This window comes from Pseudoxanthomonas sp. 68-E7, from assembly GCF_057773145.1.
On record NZ_JBYMTI010000002.1, the window covers coordinates 327380 to 348121 of the forward strand.

Here is a 20742-nt window from a genome sequence, read left to right on the forward strand (position 1 = left end):
GATTGAACGATGCTGCTGTTTTTTGCCCTGTGCCTCGTCGGCGTCGCGATCGCCGGTTTCTGCGCGTTCGTGATCTTCTGGCCGCTCACCCTCGTGCATGTCCGCGATCGCCATGCCGCGCTCGGCGCGCAATGGGGTGAAGGCGCCTTCCTCAAGCCGGTCGCGTTGCGCTGGCTGCTGGCGCGCGGCTACCGGCCACTGCGGGACGGTTCGCTCAGCGGACTGGCCGCGCCGGCGCGCATCTCGCTGCTGGTGGTCTTCATCGCCCTGGCGTCGTCGGGGCTGCTGACGCTGTTCTCGCTGGTGATCAAATGAACGATGCGATCCATGACGACGCGGTCCATGACGCCTGGTACGTGGCCTCGCTCGGCCGGACCCTGATCTGGGCCCGCCTGCGGGTGCTGGAAGCCGGCACCGCGCAGGTGCTGGACAGCGACGGCAACACCCTGACCTACGACAGCGAGGACAGCGCCCGTGGCGCGCTGTTCGACGCGGAGTTCGTCGCCTATGACGGGCTGGACGAGGAAGACGCCCTGCAGCGCGGCTTCTCGCTGCATGAAGTCAGCCCGCCGCGCGCGACCGACGACGACGCGCTGCCGGCGCTGATGGTGCAGCAACTGGGCGGTCGCGCCTGAGCCCGCGCGCCTGACGATGTATACGCCGCGCGCCTTCGCCGAGACCGACCTGCGGGAACTGGACGGGCTGTTCGCCCGGGATGCCTTCGTCACCCTGGTGACGATCGACGCCGACGGCGCGCCGTTCGTCAGCCACCTGCCGGTGCTGTACGCGCGCGATGGCGAGCGCATCGTCATCGAAGGCCACTGGGCGCGCCCCAACCCGCAGGCACGGCATGCCGGTCCAGCCCTGCTGATCGTGCATGGCCCGCACGCCTATCTCTCGCCAGGCTGGTATCCGGACAAGGAAAGCGCCGCGCGCGTGCCGACCTGGAACTATGCCGTCGCCCACCTGCGCGGCGTGCTGGAGCCCACCGAAGAACCCGCGGCCCTGGCCTCGCTGGTGGACCGGCTTAGCCAGGCCCACGAAGGGCGCATCGGCAGCGACTGGCGGTTCGAGCACGACCGCGACGACCACGTGCGCCAGTTGAAGGGCATCATCGGTTTCCGCCTGCGGGTGGAACAGGTCGAACTGAAGTTCAAACTCAGCCAGAACCACCCCGAAGCCAATATCCGCGGCGCCGCGGCAGGCCTGCGCGAACAGGAAGACGCGAATGCGCGCGACATCGCGGCGCTGATGCTGGAGCGGCTGGGGCGCCGGGGCAACTGAACGTATCGCCGTGCCGTTCCCGAGGGGGCGACGCCGGTCGCGAACGCTAGATCGGGAAAAAAAACAGCCGGTGACGCCATTCCGCGTCCGGGATCCGGCGGGTCCGGGATTGCCGTTTCCTTCATCGCGACTGACGTCGCTCCCAAAGGGCCCGACGGGATCCGCCACGCACTGCCGGTTGCCTGGCGGTTGCGACCGGCGTCGCATCCGCGGGAGGCGCGGCGGTAGACTGCGGGTCCGGCATTTCGAGGAGTTCCGATGGATCTGAACCTGTCCGGCCGGCATGCGCTGGTCTGCGGCGCCTCCGAGGGCATCGGTCGCGCCGCGGCGCGGGAGTTGGCCCTGCTCGGCGCAAGTGTCACCCTGCTGGCACGGCGCGCCGAAGTACTGGCCGAAGTCGCCGCGACCTTGCCGGCAACCGCCTCGGGCCAGTCGCACCACTGGCTCGCGGTGGATCTGGCGGACCCTGCCGCCCTGCAGGCCTGCGTCGAAGCGTTGGTGGCCAAAGGGCCGGTGCACATCCTGATCAACAATACGGGCGGCCCTCCCGGAGGACGCGCCATCGATGCCGGCGCAGGCGCCTATCTGGATGCCTTCCAGCGCCACCTGCTCGCCAACCAGTTGCTGGCGCAGGCGGTCGTGCCGGGCATGCGCGCAGCCGGCTGGGGACGCATCGTCAACGTGGTCTCCACCTCGGTGAAGGAACCGATTCCCAACCTCGGCGTCTCCAACGCCATCCGCGGCGCGGTGGCGTCCTGGGCCAAGACCCTGTCGCGCGAACTCGGCGCCGATAGCATCACCGTCAACAACGTGCTGCCCGGTTACACCCGGACCGGACGCCTGCAGCAGATCCTCGCCGATCGCAGCGCCGCCAGCGGCAAGGACGAAGCCGCCGTGGCCGCCGGCATGCTGGCGACGGTCCCCGCCGGACGTTTCGCCGATCCGGCCGAAATCGCCGCCGCCATCGCCTTCCTGGCCTCGCCCGCCGCCGGTTACGTCAACGGCGTCAGCCTCGCGGTGGACGGCGGTCGCATGCAATCCATCTGAGCGGAGCGCGTCGCGGCGAGGTGACCGCAATGCAGCAGGCCAACCGCGCGGGCCGGGTTAAGCTGGCGCCATGCAATCGCTGACCCACTGGATCGACGGCCAGCCACAGGCGGCCCGCAATGGCGGCTGGCTGCCGGTGCATGCGCCCGCCACCACCCTTCCCCATGCCCAGGTCGCCGACGGGGATGCCGCCGACGTGGCCGCGGCCATCGATGCCGCGGCGCGTGCGGCCCCGGCCTGGGCCGCACTGCGCCATAGCGAACGCGCCGCCTGGCTGGAACGGCTGGCCGCCGCGCTGGAATCCCGGTTGGACGATTTCGCCGACGCCGAATCCCGTGACGGCGGCAAACCGATCCGCCTGGCGCGCGAGGTGGAAATCCCGCGCGCGGTCGCCAACCTGCGTTTCTTCGCCCAGGCGGCCAGCCAGTCCGCCAGCGAATCGCATCATGGCGAAGCGGGCCTCAACTACACCCTGCGCCAGCCACTGGGCGTGGTGGCGACCATCTCGCCATGGAACCTGCCGCTGTATCTGTTCACCTGGAAAATCGCGCCTGCGCTGGCCGCCGGCAACACGGTGGTGGCCAAGCCATCGGAAATCACCCCGTTGACCGCCACGATGCTGGTGGAACTGGCGGCCGGCATTGGTTTTCCGCCGGGCGTGCTCAACCTCGTCCATGGCACCGGCCCCCGCGTGGGCGAGCCGCTGGTGACCGATTCGCGGGTTAGGGCGATCTCGTTCACCGGCAGCACCCGGGTCGGCCAGCGCATCGCCGAACTGGCCGCGCCGCAGCTGAAGAAGGTTTCGCTGGAACTGGGCGGCAAGAATCCGACCCTGGTGTTCGCCGACAGCGACTGGCGCGGCCAGCTCGATACCCTGGTGCGCTCGGCGTTCCAGAACTCGGGCCAGATCTGCCTGTGCGGTTCGCGCCTGCTGATCGAACGTTCCATCTACGAGGCGTTCCGCGACGCGTTCGTGGCCCGCACCGCCGCGCTGCGCGTGGGCGATCCGGCCGACCCTTCGACGGATCTCGGCCCGCTGGTCTCGCAGGCCCATCACGACAAGGTCGTCGCATGCATCGCCCGCGCCCGCGCCGAGGGCGGCCGTTTCCTGCTGGGCGGCGGCGATTCCCCGCGGGGCGGCTGGTTCGTCGAGCCGACCCTCATCGAAGGGCTGGGGCCCGACAGTGCCAGCAATCTCGAGGAAATCTTCGGCCCGGTGGCGACCCTGCAGCCCTTCGACGACGACGAACATGCGCTGGCGTTGGCCAACGCCGGCGATTATGGGCTGGCGGCCATGGTCTGGACCCGTGATCTCGGCCGCGCCCATCGCCTGGCGGCCCGCCTCCGCGCCGGCATCGTCTGGATCAACACCTGGCTGATGCGCGACCTGCGCACGCCGTTCGGCGGCATGGGCCAGTCGGGCCTGGGGCGCGAGGGCGGCTTGGAAGCCATGCGCTTCTTCACCGAGGCCCGGAATGTCTGCATCGACCTGCGATGAGCCCGGGCATCCGCGTGGCCGGGCACCCGGGTGGCTGACGATCCACGCCGATGGGCGCAAACTACGCGGTGGACCGCCCAGCGCTCCCCCTCCCCCGCCCGAAACGGATACCGCCGATGACCGATAGCGAACTCGAAAACCTGTTGCGCAACAACCGTGAATGGGCCGAACGGATCAAGCACGAGGATCCCGGCTTCTTCAAGCGCCTGTCGCAACAGCAATCGCCGCGCTATCTGTGGATCGGCTGTTCGGACTCCCGCGTGCCCGCCAACCAGATCCTGGGCCTGGATCCGGGCGAGGTGTTCGTCCACCGCAACATCGCCAACGTCATGTCGCATGGCGATCTCAATTGCCTCTCGGTCATCCAGTTCGCGGTCGACATCCTCAAGGTCGAGCACATCCTGCTGGTGGGCCACTACGGTTGCGGCGGCGTGCATGCGGCGTTGACCGGCGCGCGGGTCGGGCTGGCCGACAACTGGCTGCGCCACGTGGCCGATGTGGCCACCAAGCATGCGGTACGGCTGGCCGGGGAAGACTCCGAATCGCTGCGCCATGCCCGCCTGTGCGAACTGAACGTCATCGAGCAGGTGTTCAACGTCTGCCAGACCACCGTGGTCCAGGATGCGTGGGCGCGCAACCAGCCGCTGACCGTGCATGGCTGGGTCTACAGCCTGTTCGACGGCCGCGTGCGCGAACTCGGCATGGACGTGGATGCGGCCGAACGCCTGCATCCGACCTACGAACAGGCGCTGGCGCGGATGCCCGCGCGCGGGGACCGGCGCGATGAGTGAAGGCATCCATGCCCCGGCGGCACCGCCTCCGGTAGGCGCATACCCGCACGCCCGCCGGGTCGGCCAGCTGCTGTTCCTGTCCGGCATCGGCCCGCGCGATCCGGCCACCGATGCGATCCCCGGCAACGACTATTTCGCCGACGGCCGCGTCCGCGGCTACGACATCCAGGCGCAGGCGCGCGCGGTGTTCGCCAACGTGCGCGCGGTGCTGGAAGCCAGCGGCGCGCGCTGGGAGGATCTGGTCGACGTGACCGTCTACCTCACCGACATGGCGCGCGACTTCAAGGCCTACAACCAGGTCTGGGCCGAACACTTCCCGGATCCGGCGCGCGCACCGTGCCGGACCACCCTGGGCATCACCGCCCTGCCCACGCCCATCGCCATCGAACTCAAGTGCGTCGCCGCCTTGCCCGAGGAACGCTGACATGCTGCCCGGACCGCTCAATCTGCAGGCCTGGATCGAGGAACACCGCCATCTGCTGAAGCCGCCGGTGGGCAACAAGGTGATCTATGCGGGCGACTTCATCGTCATGGTGGTCGGCGGGCCCAACCAGCGCACCGACTTCCATTACGACGAGGGCCCGGAGTGGTTCTACCAGCTGGAAGGCGAGATGGTGCTGAAGATCCAGGAAGACGGCGCCGTGCGCGACATCCCGCTCAAGGCCGGTGAGATTTTCCTGCTGCCGCCGCGCGTCCCGCATTCTCCGCAGCGCATGCCCGAGTCGGTGGGACTGGTGATCGAACGCCGGCGCCTGGCGCATGAGGAGGATGGGCTGCTGTGGTACTGCGAACGCTGCAACCACAAGCTGTACGAGGAGTACTTCACCCTGAAGAACATCGAGACGGATTTCCCGCCGGTGTTCGACCGCTTCTATTCCTCGCGCGCGCACCGGACCTGCGCGCAGTGCGGACACCTGAACCCGGCGCCGGGCAAGTACGTGATGGCGGATACCTGAGCCCCATGCTGAAGATCGACACCCACGCCCATTTCCTGCCGCGTGACTGGCCGGATCTGGCCAGCAAATACGGGGACAACCGTTTCCCGGTCATCCACCATGGCGACGATGGCCGGCACCGCATCTACAAGGACGGGCGTTTCTTCCGCGAAATCTGGCCCAAGACCTGGGATCCGGTGGAACGGATTGCCGACTACGCCAAGTTCGGCGTGCAGGTTCAGGTGATCAGCACCGTGCCGGTGATGTTCAGCTACTGGGCCAAGCCGCACCAGGCGCTGGAACTGCACCAGGCCCTCAATGATCACACCGCCGCGGCCTGCCGCGACTACCCGCGCCACTACGCCGGCATCGGCACCGTGCCGCTGCAATCGCCGCGGTTGGCGGTGCAGGAACTGGAACGCTGCATGGACCAGTTGGGCCTGCAGGGCGTGCAGATCGGCAGCCACGTCAATGACTGGAACCTGGACGCGCCGGAGTTGTTCGAGTTCTTCCAGGCCGCCAGCGAACTGGGCGCCGCCATCCTGGTGCATCCCTGGGACATGATGGGCGCCGCATCGATGCCCAAGTACTGGCTGCCCTGGCTGGTCGGCATGCCGGCCGAGCAGTCGCGCGCGGCCTGCTGCCTCATTTTCGGCGGCGTGCTGGAACGCCTGCCCGGGCTGAAGGTCTGCTTCGCCCACGGCGGCGGTAGCTTCCCCTACACCATCGGCCGCATCGAACACGGCTTCAACATGCGCCCGGACCTGGTCGCCACCGACAACCATCGCAATCCGCGCGAATACCTGGACCGGGTGTACTTCGACTCCTGGGTCGCCGATCCGCGCGCGCTGCGCTACCTGCTGGACACCGTCGGCACCGGGCGGGTGATGCTGGGCACCGACTATCCGTTCCCGCTGGGCGAACAGGAACCCGGTGCAGGGATCGCCGCGCTCGGCCTGGACGACGCCGGGCAGGCCCGCCTCTATCACGGCACCGCGCTGGAATGGCTCGGCCTGTCGCGGCAACGATTCGACTGACCATGCCGCACCTGACCGTCCAGTACACCGCCAATCTCGTCCTCGACGCGGACACGCTGCTGGGGCGGCTCAACCACGCCCTGGTGGCCAGTGGCCATTTCGACGAGCAGGCGATCAAGAGCCGCCTCGTCGCGCTGGACGGCTTCCGCGTCGGTACCGACGAACACGCGCCGCGCGCGTTCGTGCATGCCCGCCTGCGCATCCTGCCCGGTCGCGACGAGACCGTGCGCGCGATGCTGTCCGAAACCCTCCAGCAGGTCCTGCGCGAACATCTGCCGGCGGGTCCGTACCACCTGCAGATCTGTTCGGAAGTCAGCGAGCTTCCCGCCAGCTACCGCAAGATCACCGTTCCTCCCTTTTCTTCACCGGCCTCTTCATGACCGACGCGCTGTCCCGCACCCACGCCATCGCCCTCGACGCCGCCGATCCGCTGCGCGCCCTGCGCAATGAATTCCTGATCCCCAAGCACAAGCACAACGAGCAACTGTATTTCTGCGGCAACTCGCTGGGCCTGCAACCGCGCGGCGCGCGCAGGTACGTGCAGGAAGTGCTGGACAAGTGGGCCAACGAGGCGGTGGAAGGCCACTTCACCGAACCGGCGCAGTGGATGACCTATCACGAGCTGGTCCGCGACGGCCTGGCCGAAGTGGTCGGCGCGCGGCCGGCGGAGGTGGTGGCGATGAACTCGCTGACCGCCAACCTGCACCTGCTGATGGTCAGCTTCTACCGGCCCACCGCCGAGCGTCCGGCGATCCTGATGGAAGCCGGCGCATTTCCCTCGGATCGCTACGCGCTGGAATCGCAGGTGCGTTTCCACGGCTTCGACCCGGCGCGCGATCTGATCGAGCTGGAGCCCGACCAGGCCGACGGCACCGTGTCGATGCAGGCCGTCGAACAGGCCATCGCCACGCACGGCCCCCGGTTGGCGCTGGTGCTGTGGCCCGGCATCCAGTACCGCACCGGGCAGGCTTTCGACCTGGCGGAAATCACCCGCCTCGCCCACGCGCAGGGCGCGCTGGTCGGCTTCGACCTGGCCCACGCGGTCGGCAACCTGCCCTTGCAGTTGCACGACAGCGGCACCGATTTCGCCGTGTGGTGTCATTACAAGTATCTGAACTCCGGTCCCGGCGCGGTTGCCGGCGCGTTCGTCCATGAGCGCCACGCCGACACCGACCGGCCGCGCTTCGCCGGCTGGTGGGGCCATCGCAAGGACACCCGCTTCCGGATGGGTCCGGAGTTCGTGCCCACTTCGGGTGCGGACGGCTGGCAGCTCAGCAACCCGCCAATCCTGGGTCTGGCGCCGCTGCGCGCCTCGCTGGAGGTCATCGCACAGGCCGGCGGCATGCGCGCGCTGCGGGCCAAATCGGAGAAGCTGACCGGCTTCCTGGAAGCACTGATCCGCGCGCGGGTCGGCGACGCATTGCAGATTGTCACGCCCTCCGATCCGGCCCAGCGCGGTGCGCAGTTGTCATTGCGGGTCGTCGGCGGGCGCGAGCGCGGGCGGGATCTGTTCGAGTACCTGGCCTCGGTCGGCACGCTCGGCGACTGGCGCGAACCGGACGTGATCCGCATCTCGCCCGCCCCGCTGTACAACCGATTCATGGACGTCTACCGCTTCGTCGAGGAAGTGGAGACCTGGCGCGGCGTCTGACCCGGAGCAAGCTGTGAGCGTATCCAATCCCCGTTCCCTCACCGTCATCGGCGCCGGCCTGGCCGGGGCCCTGCTCGCCACCCTGCTGGCCCGCAAGGGCTGGCGGGTGGACGTGTACGAGAAACGTGGCGACCCGCGCGTCAAGGGCTATGCGGGCGGTCGTTCGATCAACCTGGCCCTGGCCGAACGTGGCCGCCACGCGCTGCGCCAGGCCGATGCCGACGACGCGGTGATGAGGCAGGCGGTGATGATGCGCGGCCGCATGGTCCACCCGCGCGACGGCGCTCCGCAACTGCAGCGCTACGGCCGCGACGACTCGGAAGTGATCTGGTCGGTGCATCGCGGCGACCTCAACATCACCCTGCTGGACCTGGCCGAACAGGCCGGCGCCTCGCTGCATTTCCACCGCCAACTGGATACGGTCGATTTCCAGGATCGCATCGCCACCTTCATCGACGACCGCGACGGCGGCCGGCATCCGGTCGATTTCGTGTCGCTGGTCGGCGCCGATGGCGCGGGTTCCTCGCTGCGCGCGGCCATGCGCCTGCGCACCGACCTGGGCGAGCGGACCGACTTCCTGGATCACTCGTACAAGGAACTGGAAATCCCGCCCACCGCCGACGGCGGCTTCCAGATCGAACCCAATGCCCTGCACATCTGGCCGCGCGGCCACTACATGTGCATCGCCCTGCCCAACGACGAAAAGACCTTCACGGTCACCCTGTTCCTGCCCAACCACGGCGATCCCGGCTTCGACACCGTACATACGCCGGCCCAGGCCCGCGCCCTGTTCGAGCGCGATTTCGCGGATGCGATCCCGCTGATTCCACAGCTGGAGGAAGACTGGCACCGCAATCCGATCGGCCAGCTCGCCACCCTGTATCTGGACCGCTGGCACATCGACGAACGCGCGGTGCTGCTGGGTGACGCCGCCCACGCGATGGTGCCGTTCCACGGCCAGGGCATGAACTGCGCGTTCGAAGACTGCGTGGCGCTGGCCGAGCAACTGGAGCGGCACGAGGATCGCGCCGAAGCCTTCGCCGCCTTCGCCCGCGAGCGCCAGCCCAACGCGCGCGCGATCCAGGAAATGGCGCTGGAAAACTACGTGGAGATGCGCGACAAGGTGGATGACCAGGCCTTCCTGCTCCAGCGCGAGCTGGAGCGCGCATTGCAGGAACGGCATCCCGGCCGGTTCGTGCCGCACTACACCATGGTCAGTTTCATGCGCATCCCCTATCGCGTCGCGCTGGAACGCAGCATCGTGCAGCGCGAGTTGCTGGTCGAGGCCACCCGTGGCCGCGAACGGCTGGATCAGGTGGACTGGGCACGGGTGGATGCCGAGGTGCTGCGCCGGCTGACGCCGCTGGAGGCCGAAGCCCGGTGAGCGCCAGCTTCCTGTTCTACGATCTGGAAACCTTCGGCGCGGATCCGCGCCGCACCCGCATCGCCCAGTTCGCCGCCCAGCGCACCGATGCGGAACTGAATCCGATCGAGGAGCCGATCAGCTTCTTCGTCCAGCCCGCCGACGACCTGCTGCCGTCGCCGACCGCGACCCTGATCACCGGCATCACCCCGCAACAGGCCTGGCGCGACGGCGTCAACGAGGCGGCCGCATTCGCCCGCATCGTCGAGGAAATGGCGCGCCCGCAGACCTGCACGCTGGGCTACAACTCGTTGCGGTTCGACGATGAGTTCGTCCGCCACGGCCTGTTCCGCAATTTCCATGATCCCTACGAACGCGAGTGGCGCAACGGCAATTCGCGCTGGGACCTGCTCGACGTGATGCGCCTGACCCACGCCCTGCGCCCGGACGGTATCACCTGGCCGCAGCGCGAGGACGGCGTCACCTCGTTCCGGCTGGAGCACCTGGCCCTGGCCAACGACGTGCGCCAGGGCGATGCGCACGAAGCGCTGTCGGACGTGCGCGCCACCATCGGCATGGCCCGGCGCATGCGCCAGGCCCAGCCGCGGCTGTGGGAGTACGCGCTGAAGCTGCGTGACAAGCGTTTTGCCGCCAGCCTGCTGGACACGGTGGCGATGACCCCGGTCCTGCACGTGTCGCAGCGCTATCCGGCCAGCCGCATGTGCGCGGCGCTGGTGCTGCCGCTGGCCCGGCATCCGCAGTACGACAACCGCATCATCGTGTTCGATCTGGATTCGGATCCGGATGCGCTGCTGCACCTGGCCCCGGAAGCCATCGCCGATCGCCTGTACACCCCGGCCGCGGATTTGCCGCCCGGAGAGTCGCGGATTCCATTGAAGGAAATCCACCTCAGCAAGGCACCGGTGCTGGTCGCACTGGCGCACCTGCGCGATGCCGACTTCGAGCGCCTCGGCATCGACATGCTGATTGCTGAAACCCACGCCGCCCGCCTGCGCGCGGCCGGCCCGGCGCTGGCCGAGAAGGTCCGCCGCGTATTCGGCGGCGAGCGCGAATTCGCCACGCCGGACGTGGATGCGTCCCTCTACGGTGGTTTCCTTGGCGATGGCGATCGCCGCCGGTTCCCGGAACTGCGCGCCACCCCACCCGAACAATTGGGCCAGCACGACTTCGGCTTCCGCGATCCGCGCCTGCCCGAACTGCTGTTCCGCTACCGCGCGCGCAACTGGCCAACGACCTTGACCGGCGACGAACGCCTGCGCTGGGATGATTACCGCCGTCGGCGCCTGGGCGGCGACAGTGGACTGTCGGAATACGGTTTCGAGAGTTTCCACGCCGAAATCGCCGCGCTGCGCGCGGCCCCCACCACCGATGCCCCGCGCCAGGCCCTGCTCGACCAACTGCAGGCCTGGGGCCGGGATCTGGAGCAGAGCCTGTGAGCAGTTATTTTTCCGATGCCAGCTTCAAGTTCCTGCGTGGACTGGCGCGCCACAACGACAAGACCTGGTTCGCCGCGCACAAGGCGCAGTACGAGCAACACGTCAAGGAACCGTTCCTGCGCCTGCTGACCGATCTGCAGCCGGACCTGGCGCAGGTCAGCGAGCATTTCCGGTCCGACCCCAAGACCGTCGGCGGTTCGCTGTTCCGCATCTACCGCGACGCCCGCTTCTCCACCGACAAATCGCCCTACAAACCCTGGCAGGGCGCGCGGCTTTACCACGAGCGGCGCAAGCAGGTCGCGGCACCCTCGTTCTATATCCACCTGCAGCCGGGCGAGTGCTTCGTCGGCGCCGGCCTGTGGCATCCCGAGCCGGACACCCAGCGCCGGGTCCGCCAGTTCATCTTCGACAACCCCGGCAGCTGGAAAGCCGCCGCGCATGCGCCCAAGTTCCGCCGCCGCTTCGATTTCGAGGAAACCGAGATGCTGACCCGACCGCCGCGCGGGTTTCCAGCCGATTTCGAGTTCATCGAGGATCTGAAGCACAAGAACTTCGTGTTCTGGCGTCCGCTGGAGGACGGCATGATGACCGGGCCGAAACTGCGCCAGACCTTGGCGACCGATCTCGCCGCGCTGGCGCCGTTCGTCGACTATCTGTGCGCGGCCCTGGATCTGGAGTTCTAGCCATGAAGAAGTGGATCGCCCTGGTCGTCCTGCTGCTGGCCGGCTTCGCCGGCTATCTCGCCGCCGGTCCCTACCTGGCCATCCACGGCATCCGCCAGGCGCTGGCAGAACAGGACACCGCAAGGCTGGAACGCCACGTCGACTTTCCCGCCCTGCGGGTCAACCTGCGCGCGCAGGTGGAAGACCAATTGGCGCGGCGCGCCGGGCCCGAATTCCAGTCCAGCCTGCTGGGTTCGTTCGCGCTGTCGGTCGCCAACAACCTGATCGGCAGCGGCGTGGACACGATGGTGACGCCGCTGGGCATCGGCGCGATCCTGCAGGGCCGCTCGATGTGGAAGAAGGCGGTCGGCGATACGGTCGGCGGCGACACCCATGCCCCGGCGGCGCCCGCGGATCCGCTGAAGGACGCCGAACACCATTTCGAATCGCTGTCGCGCTTCACCGCGACCCTCCACGACGAAAACGGCCGGCCGGTGGTCTGCGTGTTCACCCGCCAGGGCCTGCGCTGGCGCCTGACCGATATCCGCCTGCCGCTGGATTGAACGCGTTTCCCGGCGAGCGAAGCAGGCTCCGCCCTACGTCCCGGATGAGGCGCGATCCCGGGGTTGCCACGCCTGCCGCGCGCGCGCCAGGCGCAGGAACCGCGCGGCCAGTTGCCAACGCGCGGAACGGGGCAGCCGCGCCAGCGCCTCGCGCGGATCGGGCATGTCCACGCCGGGCTGCCAGGCGAACGCGATGCGGTTGCTCATCCGCGGTTCTTCCAGTGCCAGCGTACGGCCTCCGAACGCGCGGCGCAGGCGTGCCAGATGCCGGCGCGCGTCGGTGGCGTACAAATTCACCGCCATCGCCCCGCCCTCGGCCAGGGCCGCGCGGCAATCGTCGTAGAAGGCCTGGGTCGAAACCGTCGGCGAGATGCCTTCCGGTTCGTAGGCGTCGACGAGCAGCAGATCGAAGGCCCCGCGACGCTGCCGCAGCATCGAAGCGCCATCGCCCAGCCGGACCTGGAACCGCGCGCTGTCGGCGGGAATCCGGAACACATCGCGCAGCGCCAGGACGCCGGCGTCGCTCTCGAACGCCTCGATGTCGGCCGCCGGCAGGTGGCGATGGCAGAACTTGGCCTGCGATCCGCCGCCCAGCCCGATGATGCCGATCCGGCGCGGAAACGGCCGCAGCAGCAACGCGGCCATCATGGTGCGGGTATAGCCGACCTGCAGCGCGTCCGGCCACCAGTTCAGCATCCGGCTCTGGGTGACGTCACGGCTGAACTGCAGCGTGGTGTACCACCAGCCACGATGGACCCAGGGTGCGCCTTCCTTCATGGCGCGGGATCGTTGGCCACCCCGTGCGGGACGTGGCCGGCGGCGACATGCGGACGGGCGCTGTCGATGTTGTGCTGCGAATCGTCGAAGAAGATGTCGGCGCCGAACGCGTCCAGGAACGGCCCCTTGTGCCGCCCGCCCAGGAACAGCGCCTCGTCCAGGCGCACGCCCCACTCGCGCAATGTGCGAATCACCCGTTCATGCGCCGGCGCCGAGCGGGCGGTGACCAGCGCGGTCCGGATCGGCGAATGCTCGCCGGCCGGGAACACCTGCTGCAACTGGTGCAGTGCCGACAGGAAACCCTTGAACGGTCCGCCCGACAGCGGCGCGCGCGCGTTCTCGCGCTCGTGCCGGCCGAACGCTTCCACGCCCTGTTCGCGCGAGATCCGCTCGCTCTCGTCGCCGAAGATCACCGCGTCGCCGTCGAATGCGATCCGCAGCTGCCCGTCGTGGCGCTGCTGGTGGGCCTGCGCCGGCAGGATGGTGGCCGCGGCGATGCCATGCTCCAGCGAGCGCCGGACCGAATCCGGGTTTGCGGACAGGAACAAATCCGCGCCAAAGGGACGGATGTAGGGCCAGGTCGGCTCGCCGGAGGTGAACACCGCGCGGACGATGCCCAGCCCGTGGTGCTGGATCGAATTGAAGATGCGCAGGCCGGTGTCGGCCGAATTGCGCGACAGCAGGATCACTTCCACCCGCGGCGTGTCCGCGTCCGCGCCGGCATTCAGCGCCAGCAGCTTGCGCACCACCGGAAAGGCGACGCCGGGCGCAAGCACGTCGTCCTCGTGCTTGCGCTGGTAGTCGCTGTAGGCATCCACGCCCTGGCGCTCGAACAGGGTATGGCTGTCTTCCAGATCGAACAGCGCGCGCGAGGTCACCGCGACGGTCAGCAGGCGGGGGGTGTTGTCGGCCATGCGCACAGTATCCGCCATCGCGGGTCCGGCCCGCGAGCGCCCGACCCCGCGTCGCTCAGCTGTCGGTCGAGTCGATGCTGAAATGCGCGGGCGGGCCGCGCTGATAGTCACGGGTGACGGCCCTTACCTCGACTTCCATCCGCAATGGCTTCTGCTGGGGGGGCGCGTCATCCGGCCACAGGAACAGCAGATCGGCCCGGCGGGTGTCGCTGATCACCCGGACTGGTTCGGCCGGAAACAGCGCATATGGCGCCTCGGCCGAGATTACCCGGAACTCGAAACCGATGTCTTCCAGCCGGTAGTCGCCCCGCGGCCAATCCAGGCGCACGCCCAGCAGGCCGGAGCCATCGCAGGTGCCGGGTGCCCCACCCAGGCCGCGGGTGATCTCGGTGACCCGCAGCTCGGGTGCTTCCAGGCTGTCCTCCGGCGCATCCGAAGGCGTTGCGCCTGCCTGCAATTCGAACGGCGCCATGCGCGTATTAAGGCCGCATGCGACCACCGCCTGCGCCGGCAACAGCGCACACACCCCCCACAACAACCACCAGCGTTTCATCCCCTGACTCCTGATCGGCAATCGGACCGCACTCCCGTCCGCGCTCCTCCCGGCGCGGAACGGCACCCTGACGTTGCTTGCTGCACGGCGTCCCCACGCCGTCTCCCCTACACCACGAACTGCTCGCTGAGGATACGTTCCTCCAGATTGTGCTCCGGGTCAAACAACAGCGTCACGATCCGGTCCTGCGATTCGCGGATGGTCACCTCGACCACGTCGCGGACTTCGTGCGAGTCGGCGGTGGCACTGACCGGCCGCTTGTACGGATCCAGCACCCGGAACCGGACCTCGGTGTTCGCCCGCAGGATCGCGCCACGCCAGCGGCGCGGCCGGAACGGCGCGATCGGGGTCAGCGCGATCGTGCTGGAGCCCAGCGGCAGGATCGGCCCGTGCGCGGAGAAGTTGTAGGCGGTACTGCCGGCGGGTGTCGCGGTCAGCACGCCGTCGCAGATCAGTTCGTCCAGCCGGGTCTGTCCGTTCAGGTCGATGCGGATGTGGGCGGCCTGGCGGGTCTGGCGCAGCAGCGACACCTCGTTGTAGGCGAGCGAGCCGGTGCTGGCACCGGATTCGGTCAGCGCCAGCATTTCCAGCGGACGCAGCTTGGCCGGCTCGGCCTGGGCGATCCGGTCCAGCAGATCCTCGCTGCGGTACTGGTTCATGAGGAAACCGACCGTTCCCAGCTTCATGCCGAACACGGGTTTGCCCAGGCTGCCGTGCCGATGCAGGGTCTGCAACATGAAACCGTCACCCCCCAGCGCGCACAGCACGTCGGCGTCTTGCGGATCGTGGCTGCCATGCAGGGCGGTCAGTTCGGTCAGCGCCTGCTGCGCTTCGGCGGCGGGACTGGCGAGGAAGGCGATGCGGGGCGTCTGGCTCATCCCGGGTTCCTGGTGGCTTGCCGGAGAGGATAACGGCAGAAGCCCCGGATTGGATGACCGGTGGCGGCGCCGTCCGCCGCGTGGCACAGGGATGTGGCGGTGCCTGGCCCCCCCCTCGGCGCATGCGAGACCCGCAAAAAAAAACAGGCCGGGTTTCCCCGGCCTGTCGCTTTTCCATTCGCCGCGGCGGGCTCAGCCCTGCGTGGCCAATTGGCCCAACCGCTGCACCGCGACCGAGGCGGTCGGGTAGTCCAGCGTTTTCTGCGCCGCCAGCTCGTTGAGCATGGCCAGGGTGAACCGCAGGCCGGCATCGCCGCGCTGCAGCCAGGCCTGGACCTTGGCATCGGCGGTGTTGCCCGGCATCGACAGCACCTGTGAGGTCAGGGTGCGCTGGTGGTTGGTCAGCTCGTCACGCAGCACGCCACGCGCGACCGCGTGCCAGCGGCCGTCCACCTTGAGCGCGTCGACCTGGTCGACCAGCCACGGCAGGTGCAGCGCTTCACCGAGGCGGTAGTGGACCTTCGACACCTCGACCGGCTTGAGCTTGCGCGCGCGCGCCAGTTCGATGATGTCACAGGACGGTTCCAGGTATGGCAATGCCGCCAACTGGCCAGCCAGGGCGACCGGCAGGCCCTTGTCCTTCCAGGTCTGCAGGCTGGCGTTGTACGCCGGGCGCAGCGAATCCGGCAACACGCCGTCGGCGGCCCGGATTTCGTTGAAGCCGTCGTAGTAACGCTCCACCGCGGTGGCGATCGCCGGAATCGGCCCCTGCCGGGTCAGCAACCAGCGGGTGAAGGTGCGCTGCACCGACCAGATCACCTGCAGGGCGTCGATCTGCACCGACTCGGGCACCTTGCCGTCGAGGGCGTCGATCTGGTTCCACAGCTCGCGGGCGTCCAGGGTCTCGCGGGTGATGGTGAACGCCTTGGCGACTTCCGCCGGACTGCGGCCGGTGTCTTCCTGCATGCGCAGCAGGAAGGTCGCGCCCATCCGGTTGATGGTGGTATTGGTCACCGCCGTGGCGATGATTTCGCGCTTCAGGCGATGCTTCTCCATGTCGCCTGCGTACTTCTTCTGCAGCGGCTTGGGGAAGTAGCGTTGCAGTTCCTTGGACAGGTACGGATCTTCCGGGATGTCCGAGTCCAGCAGTTGCTGGAACGCCACCAGCTTGGAGTACGACAGCAGCACCGCCAGTTCCGGACGGGTCATGCCCTGCCCGCGCGCCTTGCGCTCGGCCAGTTCGGCATCCGACGGCAGATATTCGATCTGGCGATCCAGCAGGCCCTGCGATTCCAGGGTCTGGATGAAGTGCTGCTTGGAACCCAGGCGCGCGGCGCTCATCCGCTCCATCAGGCTGAGCGCCTGGTTCTGCCGGTAGTTGTCCCACAGCACCAACTGGGCGACCTCGTCGGTCATGTCCGCCAGCAGCTTGTTGCGGGCGTCCATCCGCAGCTTCTTCTCCTGCACCACGCCGTTGAGCAGGATCTTGATGTTCACCTCGTGATCGGAGGTGTCCACGCCGGCGGAGTTGTCGATGAAGTCGGTGTTGAGCAGGGTCCCGTGCTGGGCGGCCTCGATGCGCCCCAACTGGGTCAGGCCCAGGTTGCCGCCCTCGCCCACGACCTTGCAGCGCAGATCACGCCCGTCCACTCGCAGCCCGTTGTTGGCGCGATCGCCGACGTCCGCGTTGGTCTCGCTGCTGGCCTTGACGTAGGTGCCGATGCCGCCGTTCCACAGCAGGTCGACCGGTGCCTTGAGGATCGCGCTCATCAGCTCGTTCGGCGACAGCGACTTCACGCCATCGGCCAGGCCGAGCACCTCGCGCACCTGCGGAGTGATTTCGATCGACTTGGCGGTACGCGGGTGGATGCCGCCGCCCTTGGAGATCAGCTTGGCGTCATAGTCGGCCCAGCTGGAACGCGGCACCTTGAACAGGCGCTGGCGCTCCTGGAAGCTGCGGGCCGCGTCCGGCGAGGGATCCAGGAAGATGTGGCGGTGATCGAACGCAGCCACCAGGCGGATGTGCCCGGACAACAGCATGCCGTTGCCGAACACGTCGCCGGACATGTCGCCGATGCCGACGCAGGTAAAGTCCTGGGTCTGCGAGTCGCGGCCCAGCGCACGGAAGTGGCGCTTGACCGATTCCCATGCGCCGCGCGCGGTGATGCCCATGCCCTTGTGGTCGTAACCGACCGAACCGCCGGAGGCGAACGCGTCGCCCAGCCAGAAGTTGTGGGCGATGGCCAGGCCGTTGGCGATGTCCGAGAAGGTCGCGGTGCCCTTGTCGGCGGCGACCACCAGGTACGGATCGTCCTGGTCATGGCGCACCACGTTCACTGGCGGGACGATCTTGCCGCCGACGATGTTGTCGGTGATGTCCAGCAGGCCCTGGATGAACATCTTGTAGCACGCGATGCCTTCGGCCAGCACCGCGTCGCGGTCGCCACCCACCGGCGGGCGCTTGACGAAGAAGCCGCCCTTGGCGCCGACCGGCACGATCACGGTGTTCTTCACCATCTGCGCCTTGACCAGGCCCAGCACCTCGGTGCGGAAATCCTCGCGCCGATCCGACCAGCGCAGGCCGCCACGGGCGACCGGGCCGAACCGCAGGTGCACGCCTTCCACGCGCGGACCGTACACGAAGATTTCGCGGTACGGACGCGGCTTGGGCAAATCCGGCACCTTGGCCGAATCGAACTTGAAGGCAATCGTGTGCGCCGGCTGGCCGTCCGCGCCCAGTTGGTAGTAACTGGTGCGCAGGGTCGCCTCGATCGCGCCGATGAAGCCGCGCAGGATGCGATCCTCGTCCAGGCTGGACACGCGGTCCATCAGCTTGAGCAACGCCTTGTGGGTCGCCTCGACCTGCTCCTCGCGCTTGCCGCCGCGCGCATCGAGCACCGGCCGCAGGGCCGACAGCGTGGCCTCGTCACCCTGCGCCAGCGCACCCAACTGGGCGGCGAAACGCTCCTGGCCGGCCTTGATTTCAGCCTTGCTCTCGCGGCCGACGGCCGGATCGAAGCGCGCCTCGAACAGTTCGACCAGCAGGCGCGCCAGCAACGGATAGCGGTTCAGCGTCTCCTCGACGTAGCTCTGCGAGAACGGCACGCCGGTCTGCAGCAGGTACTTGCAGTAGCCGCGCAGCATCGCGATCTGGCGCCAGGCCAGGCTCGCGCCCAGCACCAGCCGGTTGAAGCCGTCGTTCTCGGCGTCGCCGTGCCAGACCCGGGCAAACGCATCCTCGAACTGCCTGTGCAGGCGATCGGTGTCGATCGCGCCGCCCACGGCTTCCACTTCGAACTCCTGGATGTAGACCGGCTCGGCGGCCTCCAGGCGGAACGGGTGCTCGGAGATGACCCGCAGGCCCATGTTCTCCATCAGCGGCAACGCGTCGGAAAGCGGGATGTCGGTCTGCTGGCGGTACAGGTTCAGGCGCAGCCGGCCTTCGCCGGCGCGCGCGCGGCGCGAGCGGTGCAGGCTCAGGCGCAGCGCGTCCGGGCCATCGAGCGCGGCCAGGTTCTCGACGTCGCTGGCGGCGAACTCGGGCGACACCACTTCGATGTAGCCCGCCGGCAGCGCGCGGCCGAAGCGGCTCATCAGCTTCAGGCCCTCGGCCTCGCCGTGGCGCGCGATCAGGGTTTCACGCAGATCGTCCTGCCAGTTGCGCAGCAGGTGGGCGATGTCGGCTTCCAGCGCGGCGGTGTCGACATCGACATGCTCGCCGGCCTTGGGACGGATGGTGAGGTGCAGCTGCGCCAGCGGCGACTCCCCCAGTTGAACGTTGGTATCGACGTATTCGCCGTGCAGGGCCTGCTTCAGCAACGCCTCGATGCGCAGGCGCACGTCGGTGTTGAAGCGATCGCGCGGGATGTACACCAGCGCCGAGAAGAAGCGGCCGTAGCGGTCGCGGCGCAGGAACAGCTTGCTGCGCACGCGCTCCTGCAGGCCGAGGATGCCCATCGCGGTGCGGTTGAGCTCGTCCTCGCTGGACTGGAACAATTCCTCGCGCGGCAGGGTTTCCAGGATATGGCGCAGGGCCTTGCCGCTGTGGCTGCTCGGCGACAGGCCGGAGTTGCGCATCACGAAGTCGTGGCGCTCGCGCACCAACGGGATTTCCCACGGACGGCGGTTGTAGGCGCTGGAGGTGTACAGGCCGATGAAGCGCTGTTCGGCGATCGGCGTGCCCTTGGCATCGAATTCCAGCACGCCGATGTAGTCCATGTTGCCCGGACGGTGCACGTTCGAACGGCGGTTGGTCTTGGTCAGGATCAGCGCGTCGACCGAACCGGACTGCGGCATGTAGTGCGCGGCCAGGGTCTTGACGTTGCGCGGGGTCGAGGCGTCGTCGCCACGCAGCAGGCCCAGGCCGCTGTCTTCCACGGCGCGCAGGGTGCCGTCGCCATCGCCCTTCTCCACCCGGTACTCGCGGTAACCGAAGAAGGTGAAATGATCATTGGCCGCCCAGCGCAGGAATTCCTGCGCCTCGTGCCGGCCGGCATCGCTGATCGGCAGGCGGCGAGTGGCCAGGTCGTCGGCCAGCGTGAGCATCTTCTCGCGCATCAGGCTCCAGTCGCGGACGATCGCGCGTACTTCCTCCAGCACGTCGCGGATGCGCTGTTCGATACGCGGCATGTCGCCGGCCTGCTGGCGATCGATTTCCAGCACCATCAGCGATTCCGGCTTGCCCTCGCCCACCGCGGTCGCCTTGCCCGCCTTGTCGCGGGTGAAGCGCACCAGGGGATGGCCCAGCACGTGCACGCCCACGCCCATCTCGGCCAGCGCCATGCTGACCGAGTCGACCAGGAACGGCATGTCGTCGTTGACGATCTGCAGCATCGTGTGCGGCGCTTCCCAGCCATTGGCCTTGGCGGTCGCGTTGAACACGCGCACGTTGGCGGTGCCGGGCTTGCGCGCGCGCGCGAAATCGAGCATGTCGGCGGCGATGGCCGCCCAGGTGTCCGGGCCGTGATGCGGATACTCGTCATCGGCCATGCGCTTGTAGAACGCTTCGGCGAAGGCCTGCGCCTCGGCCTGCCGCGCGGCCGGCAGGCGCTTGCGGATCGCGGCGTAGATCGGCTCGAGCGTGAACACCGCCGGGGCCTTGCTGGTCTTGCTGCTGTTGCTGGTCGCGGTCTTGCCCGCAGCCCCCGCGGCCTTGGCCGCGCCGGTCTCCGGTCGGGCAGCCACCTTCTTGGTCGGGGTCTTCTTCGGCGTCACCGCCTTGGCGGACTTGGCCGCGGCCGGTTTGGGCTTCTGTTTCTTCGGGGCTTTCTTGGAGCTGCGCACAGCGTTCATGCAGATGGAGACTCTACGATTGGTAGTCGAATGGTCATTG

The 20742-nt window shown here is 68.3% G+C and carries 20 protein-coding genes; 15 read left to right on the forward strand and 5 right to left on the reverse strand.

Translation table 11 applies throughout. From position 1 onward, the window contains the following. Positions 1–9: 9 nt before the first annotated feature. From AC3DE2_RS06075 to AC3DE2_RS06145, 15 genes are all read left to right on the forward strand, one after another. Positions 10–315, forward strand: coding sequence for a hypothetical protein (locus tag AC3DE2_RS06075; RefSeq protein ID WP_488425458.1), 306 nt, complete (start codon positions 10–12; stop codon positions 313–315). Then, positions 312–635 carry a hypothetical protein gene (locus tag AC3DE2_RS06080; protein WP_295378330.1) on the forward strand — a complete coding sequence of 108 codons (324 nt, stop codon included), beginning with the start codon at positions 312–314 and terminating at the stop codon, positions 633–635. Before AC3DE2_RS06075 ends, AC3DE2_RS06080 begins: the two co-directional genes overlap by 4 nt. A 16-nt stretch (positions 636–651) precedes the next feature. Beyond that, a complete protein-coding gene (locus AC3DE2_RS06085; protein ID WP_488425460.1) occupies positions 652–1284 on the forward strand; it encodes an FMN-binding negative transcriptional regulator in 633 nt (210 codons plus the stop codon). A gap of 258 nt (positions 1285–1542) precedes the next feature. Beyond that, positions 1543–2331 (forward strand): SDR family oxidoreductase, encoded by a 789-nt coding sequence (locus AC3DE2_RS06090; protein WP_488425462.1) that lies wholly within the window; start codon positions 1543–1545, stop codon positions 2329–2331. A 70-nt stretch (positions 2332–2401) separates the two neighbouring features. Next, positions 2402–3829 (forward strand): aldehyde dehydrogenase, encoded by a 1428-nt coding sequence (locus AC3DE2_RS06095; RefSeq protein ID WP_488425464.1) that lies wholly within the window; start codon positions 2402–2404, stop codon positions 3827–3829. 116 nt (positions 3830–3945) lie between these two features. Further along, on the forward strand, positions 3946–4620 hold the full coding sequence (gene can / locus AC3DE2_RS06100; RefSeq protein WP_295378321.1) for a carbonate dehydratase: 675 nt from the start codon (positions 3946–3948) through the stop codon (positions 4618–4620). Further along, positions 4613–5044: a RidA family protein gene (locus AC3DE2_RS06105; protein WP_295378319.1), complete on the forward strand. Its 432-nt coding sequence runs from the start codon at positions 4613–4615 to the stop codon at positions 5042–5044. Before can ends, AC3DE2_RS06105 begins: the two co-directional genes overlap by 8 nt. A 1-nt stretch (position 5045) precedes the next feature. Beyond that, positions 5046–5576 carry a 3-hydroxyanthranilate 3,4-dioxygenase gene (locus AC3DE2_RS06110; RefSeq protein ID WP_488425466.1) on the forward strand — a complete coding sequence of 177 codons (531 nt, stop codon included), beginning with the start codon at positions 5046–5048 and terminating at the stop codon, positions 5574–5576. A gap of 5 nt (positions 5577–5581) precedes the next feature. Then, positions 5582–6592: an amidohydrolase family protein gene (locus AC3DE2_RS06115; protein ID WP_295378315.1), complete on the forward strand. Its 1011-nt coding sequence runs from the start codon at positions 5582–5584 to the stop codon at positions 6590–6592. Positions 6593–6594: 2 nt separating this feature from the next. After that, positions 6595–6972 (forward strand): 5-carboxymethyl-2-hydroxymuconate Delta-isomerase, encoded by a 378-nt coding sequence (locus AC3DE2_RS06120; protein WP_488425468.1) that lies wholly within the window; start codon positions 6595–6597, stop codon positions 6970–6972. After that, complete coding sequence (gene kynU, locus AC3DE2_RS06125; RefSeq protein WP_488425469.1) at positions 6969–8243, forward strand: kynureninase; 1275 nt, start codon at positions 6969–6971, stop codon at positions 8241–8243. The genes AC3DE2_RS06120 and kynU overlap by 4 nt, the downstream gene beginning before the upstream one ends. A gap of 13 nt (positions 8244–8256) precedes the next feature. After that, entirely contained in the window at positions 8257–9627 is a 1371-nt protein-coding gene (locus tag AC3DE2_RS06130; RefSeq protein ID WP_295378309.1) for an FAD-dependent oxidoreductase, read from the forward strand. Further along, positions 9624–11063: an exodeoxyribonuclease I gene (sbcB, locus tag AC3DE2_RS06135; protein WP_488425471.1), complete on the forward strand. Its 1440-nt coding sequence runs from the start codon at positions 9624–9626 to the stop codon at positions 11061–11063. Before AC3DE2_RS06130 ends, sbcB begins: the two co-directional genes overlap by 4 nt. Beyond that, positions 11060–11746 (forward strand): DUF2461 domain-containing protein, encoded by a 687-nt coding sequence (locus tag AC3DE2_RS06140; protein WP_488425472.1) that lies wholly within the window; start codon positions 11060–11062, stop codon positions 11744–11746. Before sbcB ends, AC3DE2_RS06140 begins: the two co-directional genes overlap by 4 nt. Before the next feature lie 2 nt (positions 11747–11748). Then, complete coding sequence (locus AC3DE2_RS06145; RefSeq protein WP_295378302.1) at positions 11749–12288, forward strand: DUF2939 domain-containing protein; 540 nt, start codon at positions 11749–11751, stop codon at positions 12286–12288. Positions 12289–12321: 33 nt separating this feature from the next. On the opposite strand, the gene AC3DE2_RS06150 is transcribed toward AC3DE2_RS06145, so the two are convergent. The 5 genes from AC3DE2_RS06150 to AC3DE2_RS06170 all read right to left on the reverse strand — a co-directional run bounded on the left by AC3DE2_RS06150 (position 12322) and on the right by AC3DE2_RS06170 (position 20702). Then, the gene (locus AC3DE2_RS06150; RefSeq protein WP_488425473.1) at positions 12322–13065 is read right to left on the reverse strand and encodes a spermine/spermidine synthase domain-containing protein; all 744 of its coding nucleotides are present in this window, start codon (positions 13063–13065) and stop codon (positions 12322–12324) included. Continuing rightward, complete coding sequence (locus AC3DE2_RS06155; protein WP_295378298.1) at positions 13062–13979, reverse strand: 5'-nucleotidase; 918 nt, start codon at positions 13977–13979, stop codon at positions 13062–13064. The genes AC3DE2_RS06150 and AC3DE2_RS06155 overlap by 4 nt, the downstream gene beginning before the upstream one ends. A gap of 55 nt (positions 13980–14034) precedes the next feature. Next, positions 14035–14532 (reverse strand): hypothetical protein, encoded by a 498-nt coding sequence (locus AC3DE2_RS06160; RefSeq protein WP_488425475.1) that lies wholly within the window; start codon positions 14530–14532, stop codon positions 14035–14037. A 107-nt stretch (positions 14533–14639) separates the two neighbouring features. Further along, the gene (locus AC3DE2_RS06165) at positions 14640–15410 is read right to left on the reverse strand and encodes an NAD kinase (RefSeq protein WP_295378294.1); all 771 of its coding nucleotides are present in this window, start codon (positions 15408–15410) and stop codon (positions 14640–14642) included. Between the two features lie 192 nt (positions 15411–15602). Further along, entirely contained in the window at positions 15603–20702 is a 5100-nt protein-coding gene (locus tag AC3DE2_RS06170) for an NAD-glutamate dehydrogenase (protein WP_488425477.1), read from the reverse strand. Between the last annotated feature and the right edge of the window lie 40 nt (positions 20703–20742).

What these genes read in the sequence shown, in the direction of transcription:
- AC3DE2_RS06075 (WP_488425458.1), top strand. Translation starts at nt 10, where the DNA reads ATGCTGCTGTTTTTTGCCCTGTGCCTCGTCGGCGTCGCGATCGCCGGT.
- AC3DE2_RS06080 (WP_295378330.1), top strand. Translation starts at nt 312, where the DNA reads ATGAACGATGCGATCCATGACGACGCGGTCCATGACGCCTGGTACGTG.
- AC3DE2_RS06085 (WP_488425460.1), top strand. Translation starts at nt 652, where the DNA reads ATGTATACGCCGCGCGCCTTCGCCGAGACCGACCTGCGGGAACTGGAC.
- AC3DE2_RS06090 (WP_488425462.1), top strand. Translation starts at nt 1,543, where the DNA reads ATGGATCTGAACCTGTCCGGCCGGCATGCGCTGGTCTGCGGCGCCTCC.
- AC3DE2_RS06095 (WP_488425464.1), top strand. Translation starts at nt 2,402, where the DNA reads ATGCAATCGCTGACCCACTGGATCGACGGCCAGCCACAGGCGGCCCGC.
- can (WP_295378321.1), top strand. Translation starts at nt 3,946, where the DNA reads ATGACCGATAGCGAACTCGAAAACCTGTTGCGCAACAACCGTGAATGG.
- AC3DE2_RS06105 (WP_295378319.1), top strand. Translation starts at nt 4,613, where the DNA reads ATGAGTGAAGGCATCCATGCCCCGGCGGCACCGCCTCCGGTAGGCGCA.
- AC3DE2_RS06110 (WP_488425466.1), top strand. Translation starts at nt 5,046, where the DNA reads ATGCTGCCCGGACCGCTCAATCTGCAGGCCTGGATCGAGGAACACCGC.
- AC3DE2_RS06115 (WP_295378315.1), top strand. Translation starts at nt 5,582, where the DNA reads ATGCTGAAGATCGACACCCACGCCCATTTCCTGCCGCGTGACTGGCCG.
- AC3DE2_RS06120 (WP_488425468.1), top strand. Translation starts at nt 6,595, where the DNA reads ATGCCGCACCTGACCGTCCAGTACACCGCCAATCTCGTCCTCGACGCG.
- kynU (WP_488425469.1), top strand. Translation starts at nt 6,969, where the DNA reads ATGACCGACGCGCTGTCCCGCACCCACGCCATCGCCCTCGACGCCGCC.
- AC3DE2_RS06145 (WP_295378302.1), top strand. Translation starts at nt 11,749, where the DNA reads ATGAAGAAGTGGATCGCCCTGGTCGTCCTGCTGCTGGCCGGCTTCGCC.
- AC3DE2_RS06150 (WP_488425473.1), bottom strand. Translation starts at nt 13,065, where the DNA reads ATGAAGGAAGGCGCACCCTGGGTCCATCGTGGCTGGTGGTACACCACG.
- AC3DE2_RS06155 (WP_295378298.1), bottom strand. Translation starts at nt 13,979, where the DNA reads ATGGCCGACAACACCCCCCGCCTGCTGACCGTCGCGGTGACCTCGCGC.
- AC3DE2_RS06160 (WP_488425475.1), bottom strand. Translation starts at nt 14,532, where the DNA reads ATGAAACGCTGGTGGTTGTTGTGGGGGGTGTGTGCGCTGTTGCCGGCG.
- AC3DE2_RS06165 (WP_295378294.1), bottom strand. Translation starts at nt 15,410, where the DNA reads ATGAGCCAGACGCCCCGCATCGCCTTCCTCGCCAGTCCCGCCGCCGAA.
- AC3DE2_RS06170 (WP_488425477.1), bottom strand. Translation starts at nt 20,702, where the DNA reads ATGAACGCTGTGCGCAGCTCCAAGAAAGCCCCGAAGAAACAGAAGCCC.